The organism is Frigoribacterium sp. CFBP 13712 (genome assembly GCF_014842255.1).
GTDB lineage: Bacteria > Actinomycetota > Actinomycetes > Actinomycetales > Microbacteriaceae > Frigoribacterium.
Window position 1 is genome coordinate 485,463 of record NZ_JACYVH010000001.1, and the last position, 21,070, is coordinate 506,532.

At 71.3% G+C, this 21,070-nt stretch carries 13 protein-coding genes and 1 other RNA gene; 2 read left to right on the forward strand and 12 right to left on the reverse strand.

All coding sequences use genetic code 11. The features are described from left to right. Positions 1-110 precede the first annotated feature (110 nt). The 4 genes from IFT51_RS02220 to IFT51_RS02235 all read right to left on the reverse strand — a co-directional run bounded on the left by IFT51_RS02220 (position 111) and on the right by IFT51_RS02235 (position 5,252). Positions 111-1,208 (reverse strand): Rv2578c family radical SAM protein, encoded by a 1,098-nt coding sequence (locus IFT51_RS02220; RefSeq protein ID WP_192059249.1) that lies wholly within the window; start codon positions 1,206-1,208, stop codon positions 111-113. Positions 1,209-1,262: 54 nt separating this feature from the next. Continuing rightward, a complete protein-coding gene (locus IFT51_RS02225; protein ID WP_244636885.1) occupies positions 1,263-2,690 on the reverse strand; it encodes a malate:quinone oxidoreductase in 1,428 nt (475 codons plus the stop codon). Between the two features lie 135 nt (positions 2,691-2,825). After that, positions 2,826-3,887 (reverse strand): aspartate-semialdehyde dehydrogenase, encoded by a 1,062-nt coding sequence (locus IFT51_RS02230; RefSeq protein WP_192058688.1) that lies wholly within the window; start codon positions 3,885-3,887, stop codon positions 2,826-2,828. Between the two features lie 99 nt (positions 3,888-3,986). Next, the gene (locus IFT51_RS02235) at positions 3,987-5,252 is read right to left on the reverse strand and encodes an aspartate kinase (RefSeq protein WP_192058691.1); all 1,266 of its coding nucleotides are present in this window, start codon (positions 5,250-5,252) and stop codon (positions 3,987-3,989) included. A 148-nt stretch (positions 5,253-5,400) separates the two neighbouring features. Here IFT51_RS02235 and IFT51_RS02240 point away from each other — a divergent pair, with 148 nt between their 5' ends. Beyond that, the gene (locus tag IFT51_RS02240) at positions 5,401-6,210 is read left to right on the forward strand and encodes a DUF1206 domain-containing protein (protein WP_192058693.1); all 810 of its coding nucleotides are present in this window, start codon (positions 5,401-5,403) and stop codon (positions 6,208-6,210) included. 7 nt (positions 6,211-6,217) lie between these two features. On the opposite strand, the gene recR is transcribed toward IFT51_RS02240, so the two are convergent. The 6 genes from recR to ffs form a co-directional block, all read right to left on the reverse strand. Beyond that, complete coding sequence (recR, locus tag IFT51_RS02245; RefSeq protein ID WP_192058695.1) at positions 6,218-6,817, reverse strand: recombination mediator RecR; 600 nt, start codon at positions 6,815-6,817, stop codon at positions 6,218-6,220. A gap of 2 nt (positions 6,818-6,819) precedes the next feature. Then, complete coding sequence (locus IFT51_RS02250) at positions 6,820-9,243, reverse strand: DNA polymerase III subunit gamma and tau (protein ID WP_192058697.1); 2,424 nt, start codon at positions 9,241-9,243, stop codon at positions 6,820-6,822. A 134-nt stretch (positions 9,244-9,377) separates the two neighbouring features. After that, a complete protein-coding gene (locus tag IFT51_RS02255; RefSeq protein WP_192058699.1) occupies positions 9,378-14,513 on the reverse strand; it encodes a choice-of-anchor G family protein in 5,136 nt (1,711 codons plus the stop codon). 107 nt (positions 14,514-14,620) lie between these two features. Continuing rightward, positions 14,621-15,712 carry an HTTM domain-containing protein gene (locus IFT51_RS02260; protein WP_192058701.1) on the reverse strand — a complete coding sequence of 364 codons (1,092 nt, stop codon included), beginning with the start codon at positions 15,710-15,712 and terminating at the stop codon, positions 14,621-14,623. Beyond that, positions 15,709-16,428, reverse strand: coding sequence for a DUF5819 family protein (locus IFT51_RS15280; protein WP_192058703.1), 720 nt, complete (start codon positions 16,426-16,428; stop codon positions 15,709-15,711). The genes IFT51_RS02260 and IFT51_RS15280 overlap by 4 nt, the downstream gene beginning before the upstream one ends. Positions 16,429-16,791: 363 nt before the next feature. Next, an RNA gene (gene ffs / locus IFT51_RS02270) (signal recognition particle sRNA small type) lies at positions 16,792-16,888 on the reverse strand. Positions 16,889-16,942: 54 nt separating this feature from the next. Here ffs and IFT51_RS02275 point away from each other — a divergent pair. Further along, on the forward strand, positions 16,943-17,620 hold the full coding sequence (locus tag IFT51_RS02275) for an SDR family oxidoreductase (protein WP_192058705.1): 678 nt from the start codon (positions 16,943-16,945) through the stop codon (positions 17,618-17,620). Positions 17,621-17,707: 87 nt separating this feature from the next. Here IFT51_RS02275 and IFT51_RS02280 read toward each other — a convergent pair whose 3' ends face one another. After that, a complete protein-coding gene (locus IFT51_RS02280) occupies positions 17,708-18,901 on the reverse strand; it encodes an acetate/propionate family kinase (RefSeq protein ID WP_192058707.1) in 1,194 nt (397 codons plus the stop codon). Then, the gene (gene pta, locus IFT51_RS02285) at positions 18,898-21,051 is read right to left on the reverse strand and encodes a phosphate acetyltransferase (protein WP_192058709.1); all 2,154 of its coding nucleotides are present in this window, start codon (positions 21,049-21,051) and stop codon (positions 18,898-18,900) included. The genes IFT51_RS02280 and pta overlap by 4 nt, the downstream gene beginning before the upstream one ends. Positions 21,052-21,070 lie beyond the last annotated feature (19 nt).

The window sequence follows — 21,070 nt, forward strand, 5'->3', positions numbered from 1 at the left end:
GACTGAAGAAGTATGCCTGAACATGGACTTCTTCTGTACCCCGTTATCGAGGGGTGTCCCCGGGTATCGCCCGGAACACGCCTGTTTTGTGCCCCGACCGGGCACGGATGTCAGAACAGCCGAGGATGCGCGGTGCGAGCTCCGCCCGGCAGCTCGGCCGCGAGGAGGGCGCGCGACCCCGCGATCGCCTCCGCCCGGTCGCCCAGGGCGTCGTGCACGCGGGAGCGGGTCGACCCGGTCGACGGGTCGGTGCGCCCGCGTTCGAGGCCGTACTCGGCCAGCAGGGGCCGCAGCCGTGCGGCCAGCCACTTGCGGTACCCCGTCGGCGCATAGGTGCCCCGCGAGTAGAGGTCGGTGTAGCGGTCGAGCACCTCGGGATGCTCGCGGCCGAGCCAGGCGAAGAACCACTCTTTGACACCGGGCTTCAGGTGGAGGGCGCTGTACATGACGCTGGTGGCCCCCGAGTCGCGGACCGCCGACAGAGCTGCGCGCAGATGGTCGACGCCGTCGGTCAGATGCGGCAGCACGGGCATCATGAAGACCGACACGTCGAGGCCGAGGTCGCGTGCCGCGCGGACGGTGGTGAGGCGCGCGGCCGTCGTGGGGGTGCCGGGTTCGAGGGACTGCTGGAGCTCGTCGTCGTAGATCGCGATGGACATCGAGATGTCGACGGGCACCTGCTGCGCCGCCTCGGCCAGCAACGGGAGGTCGCGACGCAGGAGCGTGCCCTTCGTCAGGATGCTGAACGGCGTGCCCGACTCGGCCAGGGCCGCGATGATGCCGGGCATCAGGCGGTACCGACCCTCGGCTCGCTGGTACGGATCGGTGTTCGTGCCCAGGGCGACGGGGGCGTGCTGCCACGACGGCCGCCTGAGCTCTCTGGACAGCACCTCGGCGACGTTGACCTTCACCACGATCTGGCGGTCGAAGTCGTCGCCGCCGTCGAGATCGAGGTACTCGTGCGTCGGTCGGGCGAAGCAGTAGACGCAGGCGTGACTGCACCCGCGGTAGGGGTTGATCGTCCAGCCGAAGGGCAGAGTCGAATCGCCGCCCGGCACCCGGTTCAGCGCGCTCTTCGCCAGGATCTCGTGGAACGTGATGCCGTCGAACTCGGGCGTCGTGAGCGAACGGACGACCGACGACAGTCGCACGAGCGGCGGCGACGCGTCGTCTCTCTCGACGTCGACACCCTGACCGCTCCACCGCATGCGCTCAGTCGAACACATGTTCGAACAGGAGTCAAGCCGACCCCGTCGACCCGATCAGGCGTGGATGTTCAACGCCTCGGCGGTGGCGCCCAGGGTCGCCGCCGCCTTCGCCTCGTCGGTCGCGAGCGGCGTGCCGTAGGTGGGCACCATGCGACGGAGGGTCGGCTGCCACGCCGACATCCGCGACGGGAAGCAGCGTTCGAGGACGTCGAGCATGATGGGCACGGCCGTCGAGGCCCCGGGCGAGGCGCCGAGCAGCCCTGCGATCGAGCCGTCGGCCGCCGAGACGACCTCGGTGCCGAACTGGAGCACCCCACCCTTCTTCGCATCCCTCTTGATGACCTGGACGCGCTGACCGGCGGTGATGCGGTACCAGTCCTTCGGGTCGGCGTCGGGCACGAACTCGCGGAGCGCCTCGAACTTCGTGCTCTTGCTCGCGGCCAGCTGACCGACCAGGTACTTCACCAGCGAGAGGTTCGCGAGCCCGGCACGGATCATCGGGTAGAGATTGTGCGGCCGGATCGAGGCGAAGAGATCGAACCACGACCCGCTCTTCAGGAACTTGGGGCTGAACCCGGCGTACGGGCCGAACATGAGGCTGGCCTGCCCGTCGACGACCCGGGTGTCGAGGTGCGGGACGGACATCGGCGGCGAGCCCACGGCGGCCTTGCCGTAGACCTTCGCCTGGTGCCTGGCCACGATCGCCGGGTCGTCCGTGCGCAGGAACTCCCCGCTGACCGGGAACCCGCCGAACCCCTCGATCTCGCGGATGCCCGACTTCTGCAGGAGGTTGAGGGCTCCCCCGCCGGCTCCGACGAAGACGAACGCCGCCTCGATCTCGAACGCGGCACCCGACTTCGGGCGGACCGAGATCGTCCACCCGCCGCCGGCGCGGCGCTTCAGACCGGTCACCCGGTGCCCCAGGCGGAGCCGGGCACCGGAGGACTGCAGGTCGGAGACGAGGAGGCGCGTGAGGCTCCCGAAGTCGACGTCCGTCCCCGCGGCGATCCGGGTCGCCGCGATCGGCTGGCCGAGTGGCCGCCCGGAGGCGAGCAGCGGCGCCCATTCGGCGATGCGCTCGCGATCGGTGCTGAACTCGAGCCCCTGGAACAGCGGGTGGTCGCGGAGAGCCTCGAAGCGCTTGCGGAGGTACTCGACGTTCTTCTCGCCCCAGACGAAGCTCATGTGCGGACTCGAGTTGATGAACGCCTCGGGCTCGGGCAGGGCGCCCTCGGCGACGAGGAACGACCAGAACTGCCGCGAGACCTGGAACTGCTCGTTGACCTTGACGGCGCTGCTGGTCTCGATGGACCCGTCGGCCCGCTCGGGCGTGTAGTTCAGCTCGCACAGGGCGGAGTGCCCGGTGCCCGCGTTGTTCCAGGGGTTGCTCGATTCGAGGGCGACGTCGTCGAGTGCCTCGATGATCTGGATGGACCAGTCGGGCTCGAGCTGCTTGATCATGGCGCCGAGGGTGGCGCTCATGACGCCACCACCGATGAGGGCTACGTCGACGGGCTTCTTCGCATCGTTCACGAGCGCCAGTCTAGGCCCCGGGCCTCGCGGGCCCGCCGGGCGCCCGGGCGGGGTGTCTCGATGTCGAGACAGCGACCCGCCCGGTCAGACTCCGACGGAGGTGGTGCGCTCGGCCGCGACGATCTCGGCGATCTGAACCGCGTTGAGCGCCGCGCCCTTCCGGAGGTTGTCGTTGCTGATGAAGAGCGCCAGCCCGCGGTCGCCGGGCACGCCCTCGTCCTGACGGATCCGCCCGACGTAGCTCGGGTCGGTGCCGGCCGCCTCGAGCGGCGTCGGGACGTCGGTCAGCACGACCCCGGGCGCGTCGGCGAGCAGCTCCTTGGCGCGGGCGGCGGTCAGCGCGGACGAGAACTCGGCGTTGATCGACAGCGAGTGCCCGGTCAGGACGGGCACGCGCACGCAGGTGCCGCTGACTCGCAGATCGGGTCGCTCGAGGATCTTGCGACTCTCGTTGCGCAGCTTCTTCTCCTCGTCGGTCTCGTCGAGACCGTCGTCGACGATGCTGCCCGCGAGGGGGATCACGTCGAAGGCGATCGGTCGGACGTACACCTCGGGGGCGGGCATCGTCACGGCCGAGCCGTCGTGCACGAGCCCCGCGGCGTCCTGCTCGAGAGCGGCCCGCGCCTGACCGAGGAGCTCGTCGGCGCCCTTGAGCCCACTGCCCGAGACCGCCTGGTAGGTGCTGACGATCAGTCGCTCGAGACCGGCCTCGGTGTCGAGCACCTTGAGCACGGGCATGGCGGCCATGGTGGTGCAGTTCGGGTTCGCGACGATGCCCTTGACGGCCTGGCCGATCGCGTGCGGGTTGACCTCGCTGACGACGAGCGGCACCTCGGGGTCCATCCGCCAGGCGCTCGAGTTGTCGATGACCAGGGCGCCGGCCGCGGCGAAACGCGGTGCGTGCGCCCGCGAGCCGGTGGCGCCGGCCGAGAAGAGGGCGATGTCGAGACCGGTCGGGTCGGCGGTCTCGATGTCCTCGACGACGATGTCGGCACCGCGGAACGGCAGTGTGGTGCCGGCGGAGCGCGCCGTCGCGAAGAACCGGATCTCGGCGAGCGGGAAGTCGCGCTCGTCGAGCAGTCGTCGCATGACCTTGCCGACCTGACCGGTCGCGCCGACCACGCCGACGCGCAGACCTTCAGCCATCGTCTTCTCCTGGGGTGTCTCGGTGGTGCGGTGGGTGTTCACGGGGCAGGAGGCGCGGTGCGGGCCGCGCCGCGCCTCCTCGGTGTTCTGCTGGTCGCGTCAGCGGCCGGTGCCGGCGTGGACCACGGCCTCGACGTCGCCGTCGAGTCCGAACGCCGTGTGCACGACGCGGAGGGCGTCGTTGAGGGTGTCGGCCCGGGTGACCACCGAGATGCGGATCTCGCTGGTCGAGATCATCTCGATGTTGATGCCCGCCTCGAACAGCGCGGTGAACAGCTGCGCCGAGACACCGGCGTTGGTGCGCATGCCGGCGCCGACGAGGGCGAGCTTGCCGATCTGATCGTCGTACTGCAGCGACTCGAAGCCGCTCTCGGCGCGCTCGGACTCGAGCGCCTGGAGCACGACGGCGCCCTCGGACTTCGGGAGCGTGAAGGAGATATCGGTGCGACTCGTCGAGGCGGCCGAGATGTTCTGCACGATCATGTCGATGTTCGCACCGGTCTTGGCGACGGTGCGGAAGATCTGCGCCGCCTTGCCGGGCACGTCGGGGACTCCGACGACGGTGATCTTGCCCTCGCTGAGGTCACCGGCGACACCGCTGATGATGGGCTCTTCCACGTTCTCTCCCTCTTTCGGGTTGACGACCAGGGTTCCCTCGTTGTTGTTGAACGACGAGCGGACGTGCAGGGTGACGCCGTGGCGCCTGGCGTACTCGACGGCACGGATGTAGAGCACCTTCGACCCCGCCGCGGCGAGTTCGAGCATCTCCTCGCTCGTGACCCGGTCGAGCTTGCGCGCCTTGGGCACGACACGGGGGTCGGCCGTGAAGATGCCGTCGACGTCGGTGTAGATCTCGCAGACGTCGGCGTCGAGCGCGGCGGCCAGCGCCACCGCGGTGGTGTCGGACCCGCCGCGGCCGAGGGTGGTGATGTCGCCCGTGCTGCGGTTGAAGCCCTGGAACCCGGCCACGATGGCGATGTAGCCGGCGTCGAGGGCGTCGCGGATCCGCTTCGGGGTCACGTCGACGATGCGGGCCTTGCCGTGCTGGGCGTCGGTGATCATGCCGGCCTGGCTGCCCGTGTACGAGCGCGCCTCGACGCCGAGGCTGCGGATCGCCATGGCGAGCAGCGCCATGCTGATGCGCTCGCCCGCGGTGAGCAGCATGTCGAGTTCGCGCCCCCCGGGGATCGGGCTGACCTCGTTGGCCAGGTCGAGCAGCTCGTCGGTCGTGTCGCCCATCGCGCTGACCGCCACGACGACGTCGTTGCCGGCCTTGCGGGTCTCGACGATGCGTTTCGCGACGCGCTTGATGCTCTCGGCGTCGGCGACGGACGACCCGCCGAATTTCTGCACGATCAAGCTCACGGTGACTCCAGAAGAGGGAACGGCGCGTCGCATCGACGTCGCGCCTGCGTCCGCCGATTCTATTCGGTGCCGCGGGCGTGTGACGCACGGTGGACCCGGGGTCGGAACGGACCGGGCGGGCCGACCTCCGCTCCCCTACGGTTGACGCATGCCCGACGCCTCAGCAGAAGCCCGCCAGACCACCAGCAGGGTGCAGAACAGCCGCCCCCTGAAGACCCTCGCGAGGGTCGGCTTCGGCATGAACGGCGTGCTGCACATCCTCATCGGGGTGATCGCCCTGCGGATCGCCTTCGGGGGCGGTGGCGAGGCCGACCAGGGAGGCGCGCTCGGGGAGCTCGCATCGCGCCCGGCGGGCATGGCCCTGCTCTGGGTGATCGTCGTCGGGCTGTGGGCTCTCGGTCTCTTCCAGGTCCTGGAGGCCGCTCTCGTCCGGGGGACGGACAAGGAGGACTGGGCCGCTCGGGTCAAGGAGGGTGGCAAGGGCGTCGCCTACCTCGCGGTCGGCTTCACGGCGTTCACGTTCGCCCGGGGCGGATCGAGCGACAGCTCGGATCAGACGGAGTCGCTGAGCGCCCGACTGCTGGCGACTCCGGGCGGCGTCGTGCTGCTCGTCGTGGTGGCCCTGATCGTGGTCGGCATCGGCGGGTACATGGTCGTGAAGGGGATCCGGCAGAAGTTCCGGGAGGACCTCGTCGTGCCGTCGGGCCCGTCGGGTCGGGTCACGATCGCCCTCGGCATCGTGGGCTACGTCGCCAAGGGGATCGCGCTCGTCGTCGTCGGCGTCCTCTTCGGGGTGGCTGCCGTGCAGGCGGATCCCGACGAGGCGTCCGGTCTCGACGGTGCCCTGAAGGCCCTCGCCGAGCTGCCGTTCGGGACGATCGTGCTGACTGCCGTGGCGTTCGGACTCATCGCCTTCGGTCTGTACAGCTTCGTGCGGGCGCGTCGCGCACGACTCTGATCGGGCCTCACTCGGTGACGAGCCGGCGCCCTTCGAAGGCCCGGCCGAGGGTGACCTCGTCGGCGTACTCGAGGTCGCCGCCCACCGGCAGGCCGGACGCGAGTCGGGTCACCCGGAGACCGAACGGCGAGAGCATTCGCGACAGGTACGTGGCGGTGGCCTCTCCTTCGAGGTTCGGGTCGGTGGCGATGATGACCTCCTGGACGGTGTCGTCGGCGAGACGCTGGACGAGCTGCCGGATGCGCAGATCGTCCGGTCCGATGCCGTCGATGGGGCTGATGGCCCCGCCGAGCACGTGGTACAGCCCACGGAACTCGCGCGTCCTCTCGATCGCCTGGACGTCTTTGGCCTCTTCGACCACGCAGATGGTGGCCGGCGAGCGTCGGGGGTCGCGGCAGATGCCGCAGGTCTCCTGTTCGGTGACGTTGCCGCAGATCTCGCAGAAGCGCACCTTGGTCTTGACGTCGACGAGCAGCTCGGAGAGCCGGGTGGTGTCGAAGTTCTCGCTCTGGAGGATGTGGAAGGCGATGCGCTGCGCCGACTTCGGACCGATGCCCGGCAGTCTGCCGAACTCGTCGATGAGCTCTTGGACGATGCCCTCGTACACGACTACTCGCTTCTCTGAGGCGTGACGCGGGGAGCGATCGTCTCTTCTTCGATGAACTGGGCGTTGAGGATCTCACGGACGACGGCCTCGCCGTACCTCGAGTTGGCGGGGATGCCCCGTCGGGGGTCGCCGGCGGCCGCCCGGCGCTCGGGCGCGGAGGCGCCGGACCGTGACGGTTCGCTCGGTGCGCCCGCACCGGACGTCGAGACCCTGCTCGATGCCGACGACGACGTCGGACCATCCGACGGACGACCGGTCGCGGGTGGTGCCGCGACGGGTGCCGGATCGGCGTCGATCCGCGGGGCTCCGCCGTCGGGTTCTTCGGTGATGTGCTCGGGCTCGTCGGGTTCGGGCGGCGCCGTCTGCGGGATCGCCGCGACGTCCCACCCGGTGACGGGCGAGGCGGCCTGACGGGCTGCCGGTCGTGCGGCCGCGGGCGCCGGCGCTGCGGGCGCTCGGCTCGGCGCCGGGGGCTCCGTGACCGCGGGTTCGTCTGCAGGGGGCTCGGCGGCGGACGGCTCGGCGGCCGAGGGCGCCGGTGCGTCGGCCGGCGACACGGGGTTCGACGTCGCCGGGGTCTCCGTCGGCGCCGGGGCCGGGGCTGGGCGTGACGGCGCACCCTCGACCCGCGCGATGTACTTGACGGTCACGCCGAGGACGCTCTGGATGGCGCGTCGGAGGTGCTCGCTGACGCCTTCGCCCGCGCCTTGCGGCTTCTTGAAGTTCTCGACGTCGCTGGCGCTCGGAAAGGTCAGGGTGAGGACGTCGTCGGCGTAGGCCTGCACCGTCGCGGTGACGACGACCATCCATGCGGTGCGCTTGGCCTTCTCGACGACCTCGACGATCTCGGGCCAGCTGTCGCGCATCTGCTGCAGTGTGACCGGGGCCGTCGACGATGCGCGTTCGGCGGGGTCGGCGGGGACGCCGTCGACCACGGGCGGCGTCTGTGCCCACGCTGCCGAGTGGGCCGCCGTCGGCGCGGCCGGAGCCGACGGTGTCGTCTGTTCTGCCTGCCTGGGCTGTGCCGCCTGCGCCGGCTGTGTGTCTGGACTCGGGTCTGGGGTCTTGGCACCCCAGGCGGCCGAAGCCGTGGCGGCGACGGCACCGGGTACCGGCCCGGCGACCGGGGTCGACTCGACCGCGGGTGCCGGCGTGCGAGCCGCCGCGGAGGGCTGAGTCGCACGGGACTCGGTGCGTGCGGCGGCGGCGGGCGACGAGGTGCGAGCGGTGGGAGGCGCACCCGCGACCGACGCCTCGACGCCCTCGACGCCGACGCGACGCTCGAGGCGCTCGACCCTGGCCAGTGCCCCGCGTTCGGTCTCGTCGGCCTCGGGGACGAGCACCCGGGCGATCATGAGCTCGAGGTGCAGACGCGGCGACGTCGCCCCCGTCATGTCGGTGAGGGCGCGGTTGACGACGTCGGCGGAGCGGGAGAGCTCGGCGGCGCCGAAGGACCGGGCCTGATGCAGCAGGCGGTCGAGCTCGTCTGCGGTGATGCCGCGGAGCACGGCGGAGGCCCCGTCGGCCGTCGCGCCGACGACGATGAGGTCGCGCAGTCTCTCGAGGAGGTCTTCGACGAAGCGACGGGGGTCTTGCCCGGTCTGCACGACCCGGTCGACGGCCGCGAAGGCTGCGGCGCCGTCGTGCGCGCCCAGGGCCTCGACGACCTCGTCGAGGAGGGAGGCGTGCGTGTAGCCGAGGAGGGCCACGGCACGTTCGTATTCGATACCGCTGTCTTCGCTGCCCGCCATGAGCTGGTCGAGCAGCGACAGGGTGTCGCGGACGGAGCCGCCGCCGGCGCGGACCACGAGGGGCAGCACGCCGGGTGCGGCGTCGACCTTCTCGGTCGCGCTGAGCTGCTGCACGTAGTCGAGCATCTGCGCCGGGGGGACGAGACGGAAGGGGTAGTGGTGCGTGCGCGACCTGATCGTGCCGATGACCTTGTCGGGCTCGGTGGTCGCGAAGATGAACTTGACGTGCTCCGGCGGCTCTTCGACCACCTTGAGCAGGGCGTTGAAGCCCTGCGGCGTGACCATGTGGGCCTCGTCGAGGATGAAGATCTTGAAGCGGTCGCGAGCCGGCGCGAAGATGGCGCGGTCTCGGATGTCTCGGGCGTCGTCGACGCCGTTGTGACTGGCCGCGTCGATCTCGATGACGTCGAGCGAGCCGCCGCCGTCTCGGGCCAGCTCGACGCAGGACGGGCAGACGCCGCACGGGGTGTCGGTGGGCCCCTCGGCGCAGTTGAGGCAGCGGGCGAGGATGCGGGCCGACGTGGTCTTGCCGCACCCGCGGGGACCGCTGAAGAGATAGGCGTGGTTGACGCGGTTGGTGCGGAGGGCCGTGCGCAGAGGATCGGTCACCTGCGTCTGCCCGATGAGCTCGGAGAAGTTCTCTGGCCGGTAACGGCGATACAAGGCGGTGACCACGGGACCAGAGTAGCCGGGGCCACCGACAGCGGACTACTCGCGAGAGGGCCTCGCCCGCGACTGCGGACGAGGCCCTCTCTCGATGGGCGACGACGACGAGGTGGGTGAGTCCCCCGTCGTCACCGACCCCGGCTCTAGCGCATCGTCGTCCCGATCCTGCTGCGGCGACGGGAGGCCAGCAGCATCCCGAGGCCGAGCACGAGGATGCCCGTGCCGGTGGCCGCCCAGGGCAGGGCGTCCAGTCCCGTGTAGGCGAGGGTGCTGCCTCCGGTGCTCGGGCGTCCGCCCGCCCCGACGACGATGCCCGCGCCTCCTTCTGTTCCGACCGCACCCGCTCCGACGGCCGCGTCGACGACCACGAACTGCGTGCTGTCGTTCTCCGGCTCGACCAGCGATGAGTCGCTGCCGGTCAGTTCGACGCGGTGCAGTCCCAGCTCGAAGTCGGCGCCGACGGCGAACCGGAACGTGACCGTCCCGTTCTCGTCGGCGACCTGCGAACCGAGGGGGATCGGCGTCGATCGGACGACCGCGCTCACCGTCTCACCGGGGACGAAGTCGGTGCCGTAGACGGTCTGGACGACTCCGGTGCCGCGGACGATGCGCTTGATCTGGACCGTGGAGGAGTGGTCGCCAGAGAGCGCGTCGGGCGTGGTGCCGGTGCCGGCGGTGTCCGTGCCGGCGGAGTCGGTGCCAGTGGTGTCGGTACCGGCGGTGTCGGTGCCGGCCGTGTCGGTACCGGCGGTGTCGGTGCCGGCCGTGTCGGTCGCCGTGCCGACGACGTCGGTGCCCGCGGTGTCCGTCGCGACCGTGCCGACCACGTCGGTGCCGACCGAGGCCACCACGTCCGTGCCGACCGTGCCGACCACATCCGTTCCGGCGCTGTCGGTCGCGATGGTGCCGACGACGTCCGTGCCGGCGCTGTCCGTCGCGACCGTGCCGACCACGTCCGTGCCGGCGGTGTCCGTCGCGACCGTGCCGACCACGTCGGTGCCGACCGAGGCCACGACGTCGGTGCCGAGCGTGCCGGTCACGTCGGTCGCCAGCACATCCGTGCCGAGCGTGTCGACGGCCGTACCGAGCACGTCCGTGCCGATGACGTCAGTCCCCAGCACATCGGTGCCGAGCACGTCCGTCCCCGCCGTGTCCGTGGCGGTGCCGATCACGTCGGTGCCGATCGAGTCGGTCGCCGTCCCGACGATGTCCGATCCGGCCGAGTCCGTCGCGATGGTGCCGACGATGTCCGTGCCGGCGCTGTCCGTCGCGATGGTGCCGATGACGTCGGTGCCCGCACTGTCCGTCGCGACCGTGCCCACGACGTCCGTTCCCGCACTGTCCGTCGCGACCGTGCCGACGACGTCCGTTCCCGCGCTGTCCGTCGCGACCGTGCCGACCACGTCCGTGCCGGCGGTGTCCGTCGCGACCGTGCCGACCACGTCGGTGCCGACCGAGGCCACGACGTCGGTGCCGAGCGTGCCGGTCACGTCGGTCGCCAGCACATCCGTGCCGAGCGTGTCGACGGCCGTACCGAGCACGTCCGTGCCGATGACGTCAGTACCCAGCACATCGGTGCCGAGCACGTCCGTCCCCGCCGTGTCCGTGGCGGTGCCGATCACGTCGGTGCCGATCGAGTCGGTCGCCGTCCCGACGATGTCCGATCCGGCCGAGTCCGTCGCGATGGTGCCGACGACGTCCGTACCTGCGCTGTCCGTCGCGATGGTGCCGACGACGTCCGTTCCGGCGCTGTCCGTCGCGATGGTGCCGACGACGTCCGTTCCGGCGCTGTCCGTCGCGATGGTGCCGATCACGTCGGAACCCGCACTGTCCGTCGCGACCGTGCCGATCACGTCCGTCCCGGCGGTGTCCGTCGCGACCGTGCCGACCACGTCGGTGCCGATCGTGGCCACCGCGTCCGTGCCGAGCGTGTCGACCGCCGTACCGAGCACGTCCGTGCCGATGACATCAGTACCCAGCACATCGGTGCCGAGCACGTCCGTCCCCGCCGTGTCCGTGGCGGTGCCGATCACGTCGGTGCCGATCGAGTCGGTCGCCGTCCCGACGATGTCCGACCCGGCCGAGTCCGTCGCGATGGTGCCGACCACGTCCGTGCCCGCGCTGTCCGTCGCGATGGTGCCGACGACGTCCGTCCCGGCGGTGTCCGTCGCGACCGTGCCGATCACATCCGTCCCGGCGGTGTCCGTCGCGACCGTGCCGATCACGTCGGTGCCGACCGAGGCCACCACGTCGGTGCCGATCGTGGCCACCGAGTCCGTGCCGAGCGTGTCGACCGCCGTCCCGAGCACGTCCGTGCCCGTCACGTCGGTGCCCACGACATCGGTGCCGAGCACGTCGGTGCCCGTCGAATCCGTCGCCGTGCCGGCGATGTCCGTACCGATCGAATCGGTCGCCGTGCCGACGATGTCCGATCCGGCCGAATCCGTCGCGATGGTGCCGACGACGTCCGTGCCGGCGCTGTCCGTCGCGACCGTGCCGATCACGTCGGAACCCGCACTGTCCGTCGCGATGGTGCCGATGACATCCGTCCCCGCGCTGTCCGTCGCGATGGTGCCGATCACGTCCGTGCCGGCGGTGTCCGTCGCGACCGTGCCGACCACGTCGGTGCCGATCGACGCCACGACGTCGGTGCCGATCGTGGCCACCGAGTCCGTGCCGAGCGTGTCGACCGCCGTACCGAGCACGTCCGTGCCCGTCACGTCGGTGCCCACGACATCCGTGCCGAGCACGTCGGTGCCCGTCGAATCCGTCGCCGTACCGGCGATGTCGCTGCCGATCGAGTCGGTCGCCGTGCCGACGATGTCCGATCCGGCCGAATCCGTCGCGACCGTGCCGACGATGTCCGTGCCGGCGCTGTCCGTCGCGATGGTGCCGATCACATCCGTCCCCGCGCTGTCCGTCGCGACCGTGCCGATCACGTCCGCACCAGCGGTGTCCGTCGCGATGGTTCCGATCACATCGGTCCCCGCGCTGTCCGTGGCGATCGTCCCGACGGCGTCCGTGCCGGCGCTGTCCGTCGCGACGGTACCGGTCGCATCGGTGCCGAGGACGTCGGTGCCGACGTCGGCGGTCTCGACCTCGATCGTGACCGCTTCGCCTTCGACGAACACCGTCCCATCGAGCGACTGCTCGGGCGTGATGTCGTACGTCCCGACGCCGACGCCGGTGAAGGTCGTCGTCCACCGTCCGTCCGTGTTCACCGCGGCCTGAGGGGCCCCTGCTCCGAGCGAGACCCGCACGGTCGCGCCGGGCTCCGCCGTCCCGGTGACGGTGACGTTCGTCGTGCTCGTGGACGTGGCCACGACGACGGGTGCCGAGCCGTCGGGGCTCGTGATGACGACCGGTGCGGCGAGCCGCACGTCGATCACGGTGGTGACGGCGGCCGAAGGAGCCCCGGTGCCGACGGTCTGGGTGGCCGAGACGGTCTGGTCCGGTCCGACGGCGACGCCCGGGACCACGACGCTCCACGTTCCCGTGGCGGTGGCCGTCGTCCGAGCGATCGCGGAGCCGATCGTCACGGCGATCACGGCGTCCGGTGCGGACAGACCGCCCACCGTCACCGCGGTCTGCGTGGCCGGGCCGAGGACGACGAACTCGTCACCGGCGTCGGGGGTGTTGATCGTCAGGGCGTCGAGCGCCTGCGCATTGACCGTGGCGCTGGCCAGGTCGACCACCGCGCCGGAGCCCGCACCGTCGGGCAGGATCGCCAGACGCAGTGCACGGACGGTCGAGGCACCGGTGTCGGTGCCGTCCGGGTCGCGGAAACCGGGACCGGTCTGCGAGTTCACCGTCACCGAGACGAGGCTGTTCACGACGTCGAGCACGGGACTGAGGACGTCGCCGACTCCGCTCGTCGCCGCGGAGAGGACATCCCCCACCGCGTCGAGCGCGGTCCCGTCGAGCGCGGGCGCGAGCACCGGCCGCGTTATGCCGGGCAGCGCGACCTCGACGGCGTCGGAGACGGCTGTGAGCACGACGCCGTTCAGGAGGGCCCGGAGCGGCACCAGGAGCAGCTCGACCGCGGGATCCGAGTTCGGCAGCGGCGTCAGCGTCGACGTCGCGACCGGCCGGGTCGGGTCCGTCCCGAGCAGGGCGCCGAGCGTCGTGTCGACCCTGATGGTGAGCGTGGCGAGGGGCGCCGTGGTGGCGGCCCCGAACAGCGGGGTCACCGACACGGTCGGAGTCGTCGTGACGACCGCCTGGACCCGAGTCGTGTCGATCGCCCCGGTGATGGCGGTGCTCAGCGAGTCGGGCAGGGTCGTGTCGAAGATGGTCGACAGCGCCGTCTGGAGCTCCGCCTCGACGGCGGCTCCCGTGAGCAGCTCCGTGTTCGCCGGCAGGTCGTTCAGCGACTGCAGCTCGGCGACGTCGACCGTGACCTCACCGGTCGACAGGTCGACGGTGACGGGTCCGCTGGTCAACGGCGCCGAGAGGACGGGAGCGGTCGCGGCGGGCAGATCGACGCTCGCCGTGACGGCGGCCTGCGTGTCGGCCAGGGTGAGGGTGCTCCCCAGCACCGACAGCGCACCGCGGACGGGTGCGAGGACACCCGTCTCGATCGTGTCGGGGAGATCTGCGGTCGCGCCGTTGGCCGAGTCGTTCAGGTCGTCGATGGTGGTCGTCAGATCGCCGGTGAGCGCCTCCACCGCCGGGCTGTGCAGGGCGATCGTCGCTCCGTCGACCTGGTACTCGCTGTCGACGGTGTATCCGGTGCTCGTGCGGGTGGCCTCGGCGCGAGACGAGATCGCGCCGATCTCGAGCGCGAGCTCGTCGGCGAGACCGGCGATCTGGGCCTGGGTCAGGAACCCGGTGAGGTCGAGGGACGCCTGCTGGGCCGGCGTGCCGTCACCGGCCTGCACGAGACCGCCCTCGGTGATGAGCCCCGAGGCCGCCACCGATCCGCTCGGTGTCGCCGAGCCGTACTGGGACACGGCGCCCAGGTCGAGGATGCCGTTGTCGCCGAGCAGCTGCACGCCGCCCTGGATGCGGAGCGTCTGGAGCGCGGTCAGGTCGAGCGGGTCGACGACCGGGGCGGACGTCGTGCCCGAGTACGACGAGTAGGCGCCCCCGAGCTCGGCGATCTCGTCGACGTCGACGATGCCGCTCCCGCTGAGGAAGAGCCCTTCCGCCTCGGAGACGTCCGGTGGTGCCGCCTGGGCGGGAACCACCGTCGCGGTGACGACGAGCGTCCCCACGGCGACGGCCGCCCCCCAGAGTCCTAGCGTGCCCAGGGGGCCGCGGTGAGTGAGTTGTCGCACGGGTGCCTCTTTCTGGCGGGCCTCGGGCCCGCCGGCTGATCCGACTCCCCCGGTGGTTGGCCGAGGGTGTGCTGTGGTGCAGGTGGTGGTGTCTCGTGGTCGTGCCGCTAGGTGACGGCGGGCGACGTCCGATCGCTCGGCGCGCCTTCGGGCAGCTCGCCGATCCCTCCCCTCGATCTCGAGATCCTGGCCCGGGCGGTCCGGGCGCGTTCCGCGACGAACACCGCGGCGCGCTGGAAGGTGACCGTCCGGATGAAGATCATGTCCGCCGCGAGCATCGCGAGCGAGAACAACGGCAGGCCCATGAAGAGGCCGATCCCGATGTGCATGCCGGTCACGCCGAGCAGGCCGACGACCCTGGTCCAGCGCCGTAGCAGCAGGAACGGGAAGAACAGCTGCACCGCGACGGCGAACCAGGTCGCGAACGCGACGAGCACGCCGCTGGCGGTCAGCAGACCGCTGAGAGCCGGCCACGGCGCGAATCGGTCGACGTGCAGCGGGTAGTAGATCGCCGTGCCGTCTCGCCAGAGCTCGCCCTGCACCTTCGACAAGCCCGCCACGACGTAGACGACGAAGAGCTGACCCGCAACGGCCACGAGAGCCCCGTTGTGCAGCAGCGTCGACACCCAGCCCGCCTCCTCACGGGCCCGGGCGACCCATCGGGGACGCGAGGCGACCGCGGCACGACCCCGCGCCTCCTGCCGGCTCCTCCGACGCGCGTCGAGCGACCAGACGCGCGAGAGGTCGGTGAAGCAGAAGTAGAAGAGGAACAGCCGGACGGCGTTGTCCGTCTGGTCGACGGCGAGCACGTTCGAGGCCGCGAGGCTGGCGTACAGCCAGAGCGTCGCGATCGCGGCGACGCGGGCGTGCCAGCCGAGGAGGAGCGCGAGGGCCGACAGCCCCAGCGCGACGTAGCCGATCCAGAACGCCGGGCCGCCCACCTGCGCCGCGTCGAAGATCACGAACGGGAACCCCCAGGTCGACGACCGGTTGAGCGGCTCGGACCAGCCTGACGCGCCTCCCCAGGTGTACGACGCCGTGCTCGCGTTCGCGAGCACGAAGAGGAGGATGCCCAGACCGGTGACGATCCGCGCTGCGGCGACGCCGTAGAGCGCCTTCCGGCCGTCGAGGAACCACCACTCGAGACGCCCGGCGAGCCGGGCCCAGGAGGCGCGGGCGACGTCCACCACGGCGCTCACGACCGACCCCCGGGGCCGTACAGCACGTCGATGGCGCCCTGGTCGAGCGTCGAGTCGGGCAGCGGCGAGCGCCATCCGCCCGTCACGAAACGGAACTCGGGGTTCGGGGCGGGGTCGGCGCGCTGCTCGAACGGGGTGACGGGAGTGATGCGGACCCGGACCTGGACGTCGTCGACCTCGCCCCACTGGGCCGTGGCCACCGCGGATGCGATGCGGTTCAGGGCGTCCTCGTAATCGACGTACGACCGGACGGCGCCGTCGCCGGCGGAGGACGTCGCGGCGAGGTCGTCGACGAGCTCCTGCCGCCAGTCGCCGTCGGTGAGGGTCTGCCCCACCGCGGGGCCGGCCTCGTCGCCGAGCGCCTGATAGGCCCGGAAGTACCCGCGGGCCAGCGAGAAGTTGGTCAGGTAGGTGCGCGACGGCACGAGGTGGTGCGTCACCCCGTTGGCGATGTCGCGATCGGTGATCGTGAACCACTCGGTGGCCGCGCTCTCGCCGGTCGGGACGGCGCGGACGTCGAGCGAGATGTCGCTCGAGACCGGATCGGGGGCGAAGACGGACCAGCTCTGCTGGAAGAACGGCAGCATGTACCCGCGCAGGGTCTCCTCCCCGACGGCCGCCCGGACCGGGTTCGCGGCCGACGACCACAGCAGCGTCGCACCCAGGTGGCCGACGAGCAGCACGACCACGAGGCCGAGGGCGATGCGCGGCGCCACGGGGCGACGACTGTCTCTCCGCCTGCTGCGGCGCGCTCCCCCACGGGTGGACGAGTCGGACCCGCCCGAGAGCGGAGACGGTGAGCCGACGACGATGGTCGGCGCGAGGTCGCCCGGGGTAGGGGTCGACGAGGCGTTTCTGATCCTGTGCGACGTCACGGTCGCGGTCCTCTCGGGTCGATCGATCTCGTTCCGCCGTGGTGAGGGGCGGGACAACCGGCCTTGGTGAGGGGCCGGATCGCGTCGTGGTGAGCGGCGCGTGGTCGACGTGGTTGGCGTCGACGTGCCGTCATCCTATGCGGAGGAGCCGCCGATCCGCACCCCGCGAACAGGGGGGACCTCGACGGACGGCGCCCCGAGACGAGAAAAGACCCCTCACGCACCCGCCAGAGCCCGGTTACCCTTGCTGCATTTCTGCCCTGGGGGAGTTGGCCTGGATGGCGCCACGTGAGGAGCCTCGAGAAGTTTAGCGGCATCTGAGTGCCCGCCGCGACCCGGGGTGTTGCCTGGTGGCATGAGAATCGTCATCGCCGGAGGACACGGCAAGATTGCCCTGCTCCTCGAACGCCGACTCGCCGACGCCGGGCACGACCCCGTGGGCATCGTCCGCAACGCAGACCACACCGCCGACCTCGAGACAGCCGGCGCCCGTGCGCTCGTGCTCGATCTGGAGAAGACCGACGTCGACACGCTCGCCGGCCACCTCGACGGGGCCGACGCCGTCGTGTTCGCCGCCGGTGGCGGGGGCGGCAGCGGTGCCGAGCGCAAGCTCACCATCGATCGCGACGGCGCCGTGCTGCTGGCCGACGCCGCCGAGAAGGCCGGAGTCGGTCGCTACGTCATGGTCTCGGCCATCGGCACCGACGACTTCGACCCGGCCCGCGCCGAACTGCCCGCCGAGAACGACGACGACGTGTACCAGGTGTACATGCGCGCCAAGAGCGAGGCCGACGCGGACCTCCGCGGTCGCGACCTCGACTGGACGATCGTCCGCCCCGGCGGTCTCACCGACGACGCCGGCACCGGTCTCGTCACCGTGGGCACCACCGTCGACCGCGGCACCATCCCCCGTGCCGACGTGGCGGAGATCATCGCCACGGCGCTGATCGAGGGCACGGCCGTGAAGACCCAGTTCGAGGTCGTCTCGGGTGACGCGACCGTCTCGGACGCTCTGGCGACCATCAAGTACTGACCCGCGCCTCCTCGGTCGTCGGGGAGACCACGAAGGGCCCCGGAGGCGCAGCTCGCGCTCCCGGGGCCCTCTCGCGTCTCAGATGGTTCAGACGAGCGCCGCGGACTGCCGTGCGATCTCGAGCTCCTCGTTCGTCGGCACGACGAGCACCTTCACGGCCGACCCGTCGGGCGAGATGAGGCGCGCCTCGCGGGACGCCAGCTCGTTGCGGTCGTCGTCGACGTGGATGCCGAAGAACTCGAGCCCCGCCAGGGTGCGTCGGCGCAGCAGAGCGTTGTTCTCGCCCACTCCGGCGGTGAAGACCACCGCGTCGAGCCCGCCCAGCTGGGCGACGTACGCGCCGATGTAGTGCCGCAGGCGGTGGCGGTACACGGCGAGCGCGGCCTCGGCCACGGCGTCGCCGCGAGAGGCGCTGTCTTGCACGTCGCGCATGTCGCCGCTGCCGGTGAGACCCAGCAGCCCGGACCTCTTGTTGAGCAGCGTGTCGAGCTCGGCGACGTCGAGGCCGGCCTCGCGGTGCAGGTGGAAGACGGCGGCGGGGTCGATGTCGCCCGAACGCGTGCCCATCACGAGACCCTCGAGCGGGGTCATGCCCATGCTCGTGTCGATCGAGCGCCCGCCGTCGATGGCGGCCGCCGACGCCCCGTTGCCGAGGTGCAGCACGATGGTCTTCAGCTCGGCGAGGGGCCGCCCGAGGAACTCGGCCGTCTTCTCGCTGACGTACTTGTGCGACGTGCCGTGGAACCCGAACCGGCGCACGTGGTGTCGCTTGGCCAGGTCGGCGTCGATGGCGTAGGTGTACGCCGCGGGGGCCAGCGTCTGGTGGAACGCGGTGTCGAAGATGGCGACGTGCGGTACGTCGGCGAAGGCCTTCTTCGCCGCCCGGATGCCCTGCAGGTTGGCGGGGTTGTGGAGGGGCGCGAGGGTGGAGAGCCGATCGATCGCCTTCTCGACGTCGTCGGTCACGATGGTCGCCCGGTCGAACTCCTCGCCGCCGTGGACGACGCGGTGCCCGACGACCACCGGCGGGTACTCGTCGAACGACGGCCCGTCGGCCTCGAACGCGCTGAGCATCGCGGCGAAGCCCGCGGCGTGGTCGGCGATCGGCTGCGAGTCGTTGCGCGTCTCGTCGCCCGTGACCTCGTTGCGGTGCCTCGTCGACCCGACGCTGTCGCCGATCCGCTCGACGAGACCGCTCGCGAGGGTCCGCTCGCCGTCGAGCTCGATCAGCTGGTACTTGAACGACGACGAACCGGAGTTGACGACGAGGACTGCGCTCACGAGGGGTTCCCTTCGGGGGTGGATGCGGGGGTGGGGGCTGCGGCCTGGGCGCTCTGCGTCCCGGCCTGGATGGCCGTGATGGCGACGGTGTTGACGATGTCGCCGACCAGCGCGCCGCGGGAGAGGTCGTTGATCGGCTTGCGGAGGCCCTGCAGGATCGGCCCGATGGCGACGGCCCCGGCGCTGCGCTGCACCGCCTTGTAGGTGTTGTTGCCGGTGTTCAGGTCGGGGAAGATGAACACCGTCGCGCGGCCCGCCACCTCGGAGTCGGGCATCTTCGCCGCCGCGACGGTCGGATCGGCGGCCGCGTCGTACTGGATGGGCCCCTCGACCAGCAGGTCGGGTCGGCGTTCGCGCACGAGCGCCGTGGCCGCCCGCACCTTCTCGACGTCGGCGCCGGAGCCGCTGTCGCCGGTGCTGTAGCTGAGCATCGCGACCCGCGGTTCGATGCCGAACTGCTCGGCGGTCTGCGCCGACGAGATGGCGATGTCGGCCAGCTGCTCCGCCGTGGGGTCGGGGATGACGGCGCAGTCGCCGTAGACCAGCACCCGGTCGGCGAGCGCCATGAGGAACACGCTCGAGACGACGCCCACGTCGGGCAGGGTCTTGATGACCTCGAACGCGGGTCGGATCGTGTGAGCCGTGGTGTGCTTCGCGCCCGAGACCATCCCGTCGGCGAGTCCGAGCTTGACCATCATCGTGCCGAAGTACGAGACGTCGGTGACGGTGTCCATCGCCATCGAGGCGGAGATGCCCTTGTGGGCGCGCAGCTTGGCGTACTCGGCGGCGAAGCGCACCTGCAGGCTCGGGTCGAAGGGATCGAGCACCCGGGCGTCGGCGAGGTCGAGCCCCAGCTCGGCACCGCGCGCCCTGATGGCCGTCTCGTCGCCGAGCAGCGTGATCCGCGCCACACCCCGCTGCAGCAGCGTCGACGCGGCGCGGAGGATGCGGTCGTCGTCGCCCTCGGGCATGACGATGTGCTTCGCGGCGCCGCGCGCCCGCTCGAGCAGCTGGTACTCGAACATCAGCGGCGTGACCACGCCCGAGGGGCTGACCTGCAGGAGGCGCAGCAGCTGCGCCCCGTCGACGTGCTTCTCGAAGAGGGCGAGCGCGAGGTCGTACTTGCCCGACGAGTCGGCCGCGAGCCGGCCTCGGGTCTGCGTGATCGCGAGCGCGGTGTCGTAGGTGCCCATGTCGTTGTGGGCGATGGGGAGGGGGCTGTCGAGACCGGCGATGAGCCGGTCGACCTGCGGGGCCATCTCGAATCCGCCGTTCAGCACGATGCCGGCGAGCGAGGGGAACGTCTCGGAGGCGTGGGCGAGCACCGTCGCGACGAGCACGTCGGACCGGTCGCCGGGCACGACGACGATGGCGCCCTCGGTGAGCCGCGGCAGCACGTTCTCCATCGACATGGCGGCCACGACGACGCCGACCGCCTCACGGTCGAGAAGGGCCTCGTCGCCGCGGATCATCGTCGCGCCCGTCGCGGCGAGGACGGCGCGGACGGTCGGGGCCACGAGGAGGCGGTCCTCCGGCAGGGCCCAGACGGGCACGTCGGCGGACGGCGTACCCGCAAGGGCCTCGCCCACGCCCGCCACGACCTCGTCGAGGCGATCGGGCCCGACGCGGTTCGCCACGACCCCGAGCAGACTCGCGTGCTCGCTGCGCAGCTCGGCCGTCGTGACCTCCGCGACCTGACGCATCTCGGCGCCGTTGCGAGCGGTGCCCCCGTCGGAGCTGCGCCCGCCGAGCACGAGCAGCACCGGCGCACCGAGGTTCGCGGCCACCCGGGCGTTGAACGACAGCTCGGTCGGGCTGCCGACGTCGGTGTAGTCGGAGCCGATCACGACGACGGCATCGCACTGGCGCTCGACGGCGGCGAACCGGCTGACGATGGTCGCGAGCGCGGCATCGGGGTCGGCGTGCACGTCGTCGTAGGTGACGCCGACGCACTCGTCGTAGTCGAGGTCGACCCCGTCGTGCGCGAGCAGCAGTTCGAGCACGTAGTCGCGCTCGGCCGTCGACCGCGCGACCGGTCGGAACACCCCCACGCGACCCAGCTCGTGACTGAGGGTGTCGAGCACCCCCAGCGCGATGGTGGACTTGCCGGTGTGGCCTTCTGCGGACGTGATGTAGATGCGAGTCGACACGACGACCACACTAGGGCGG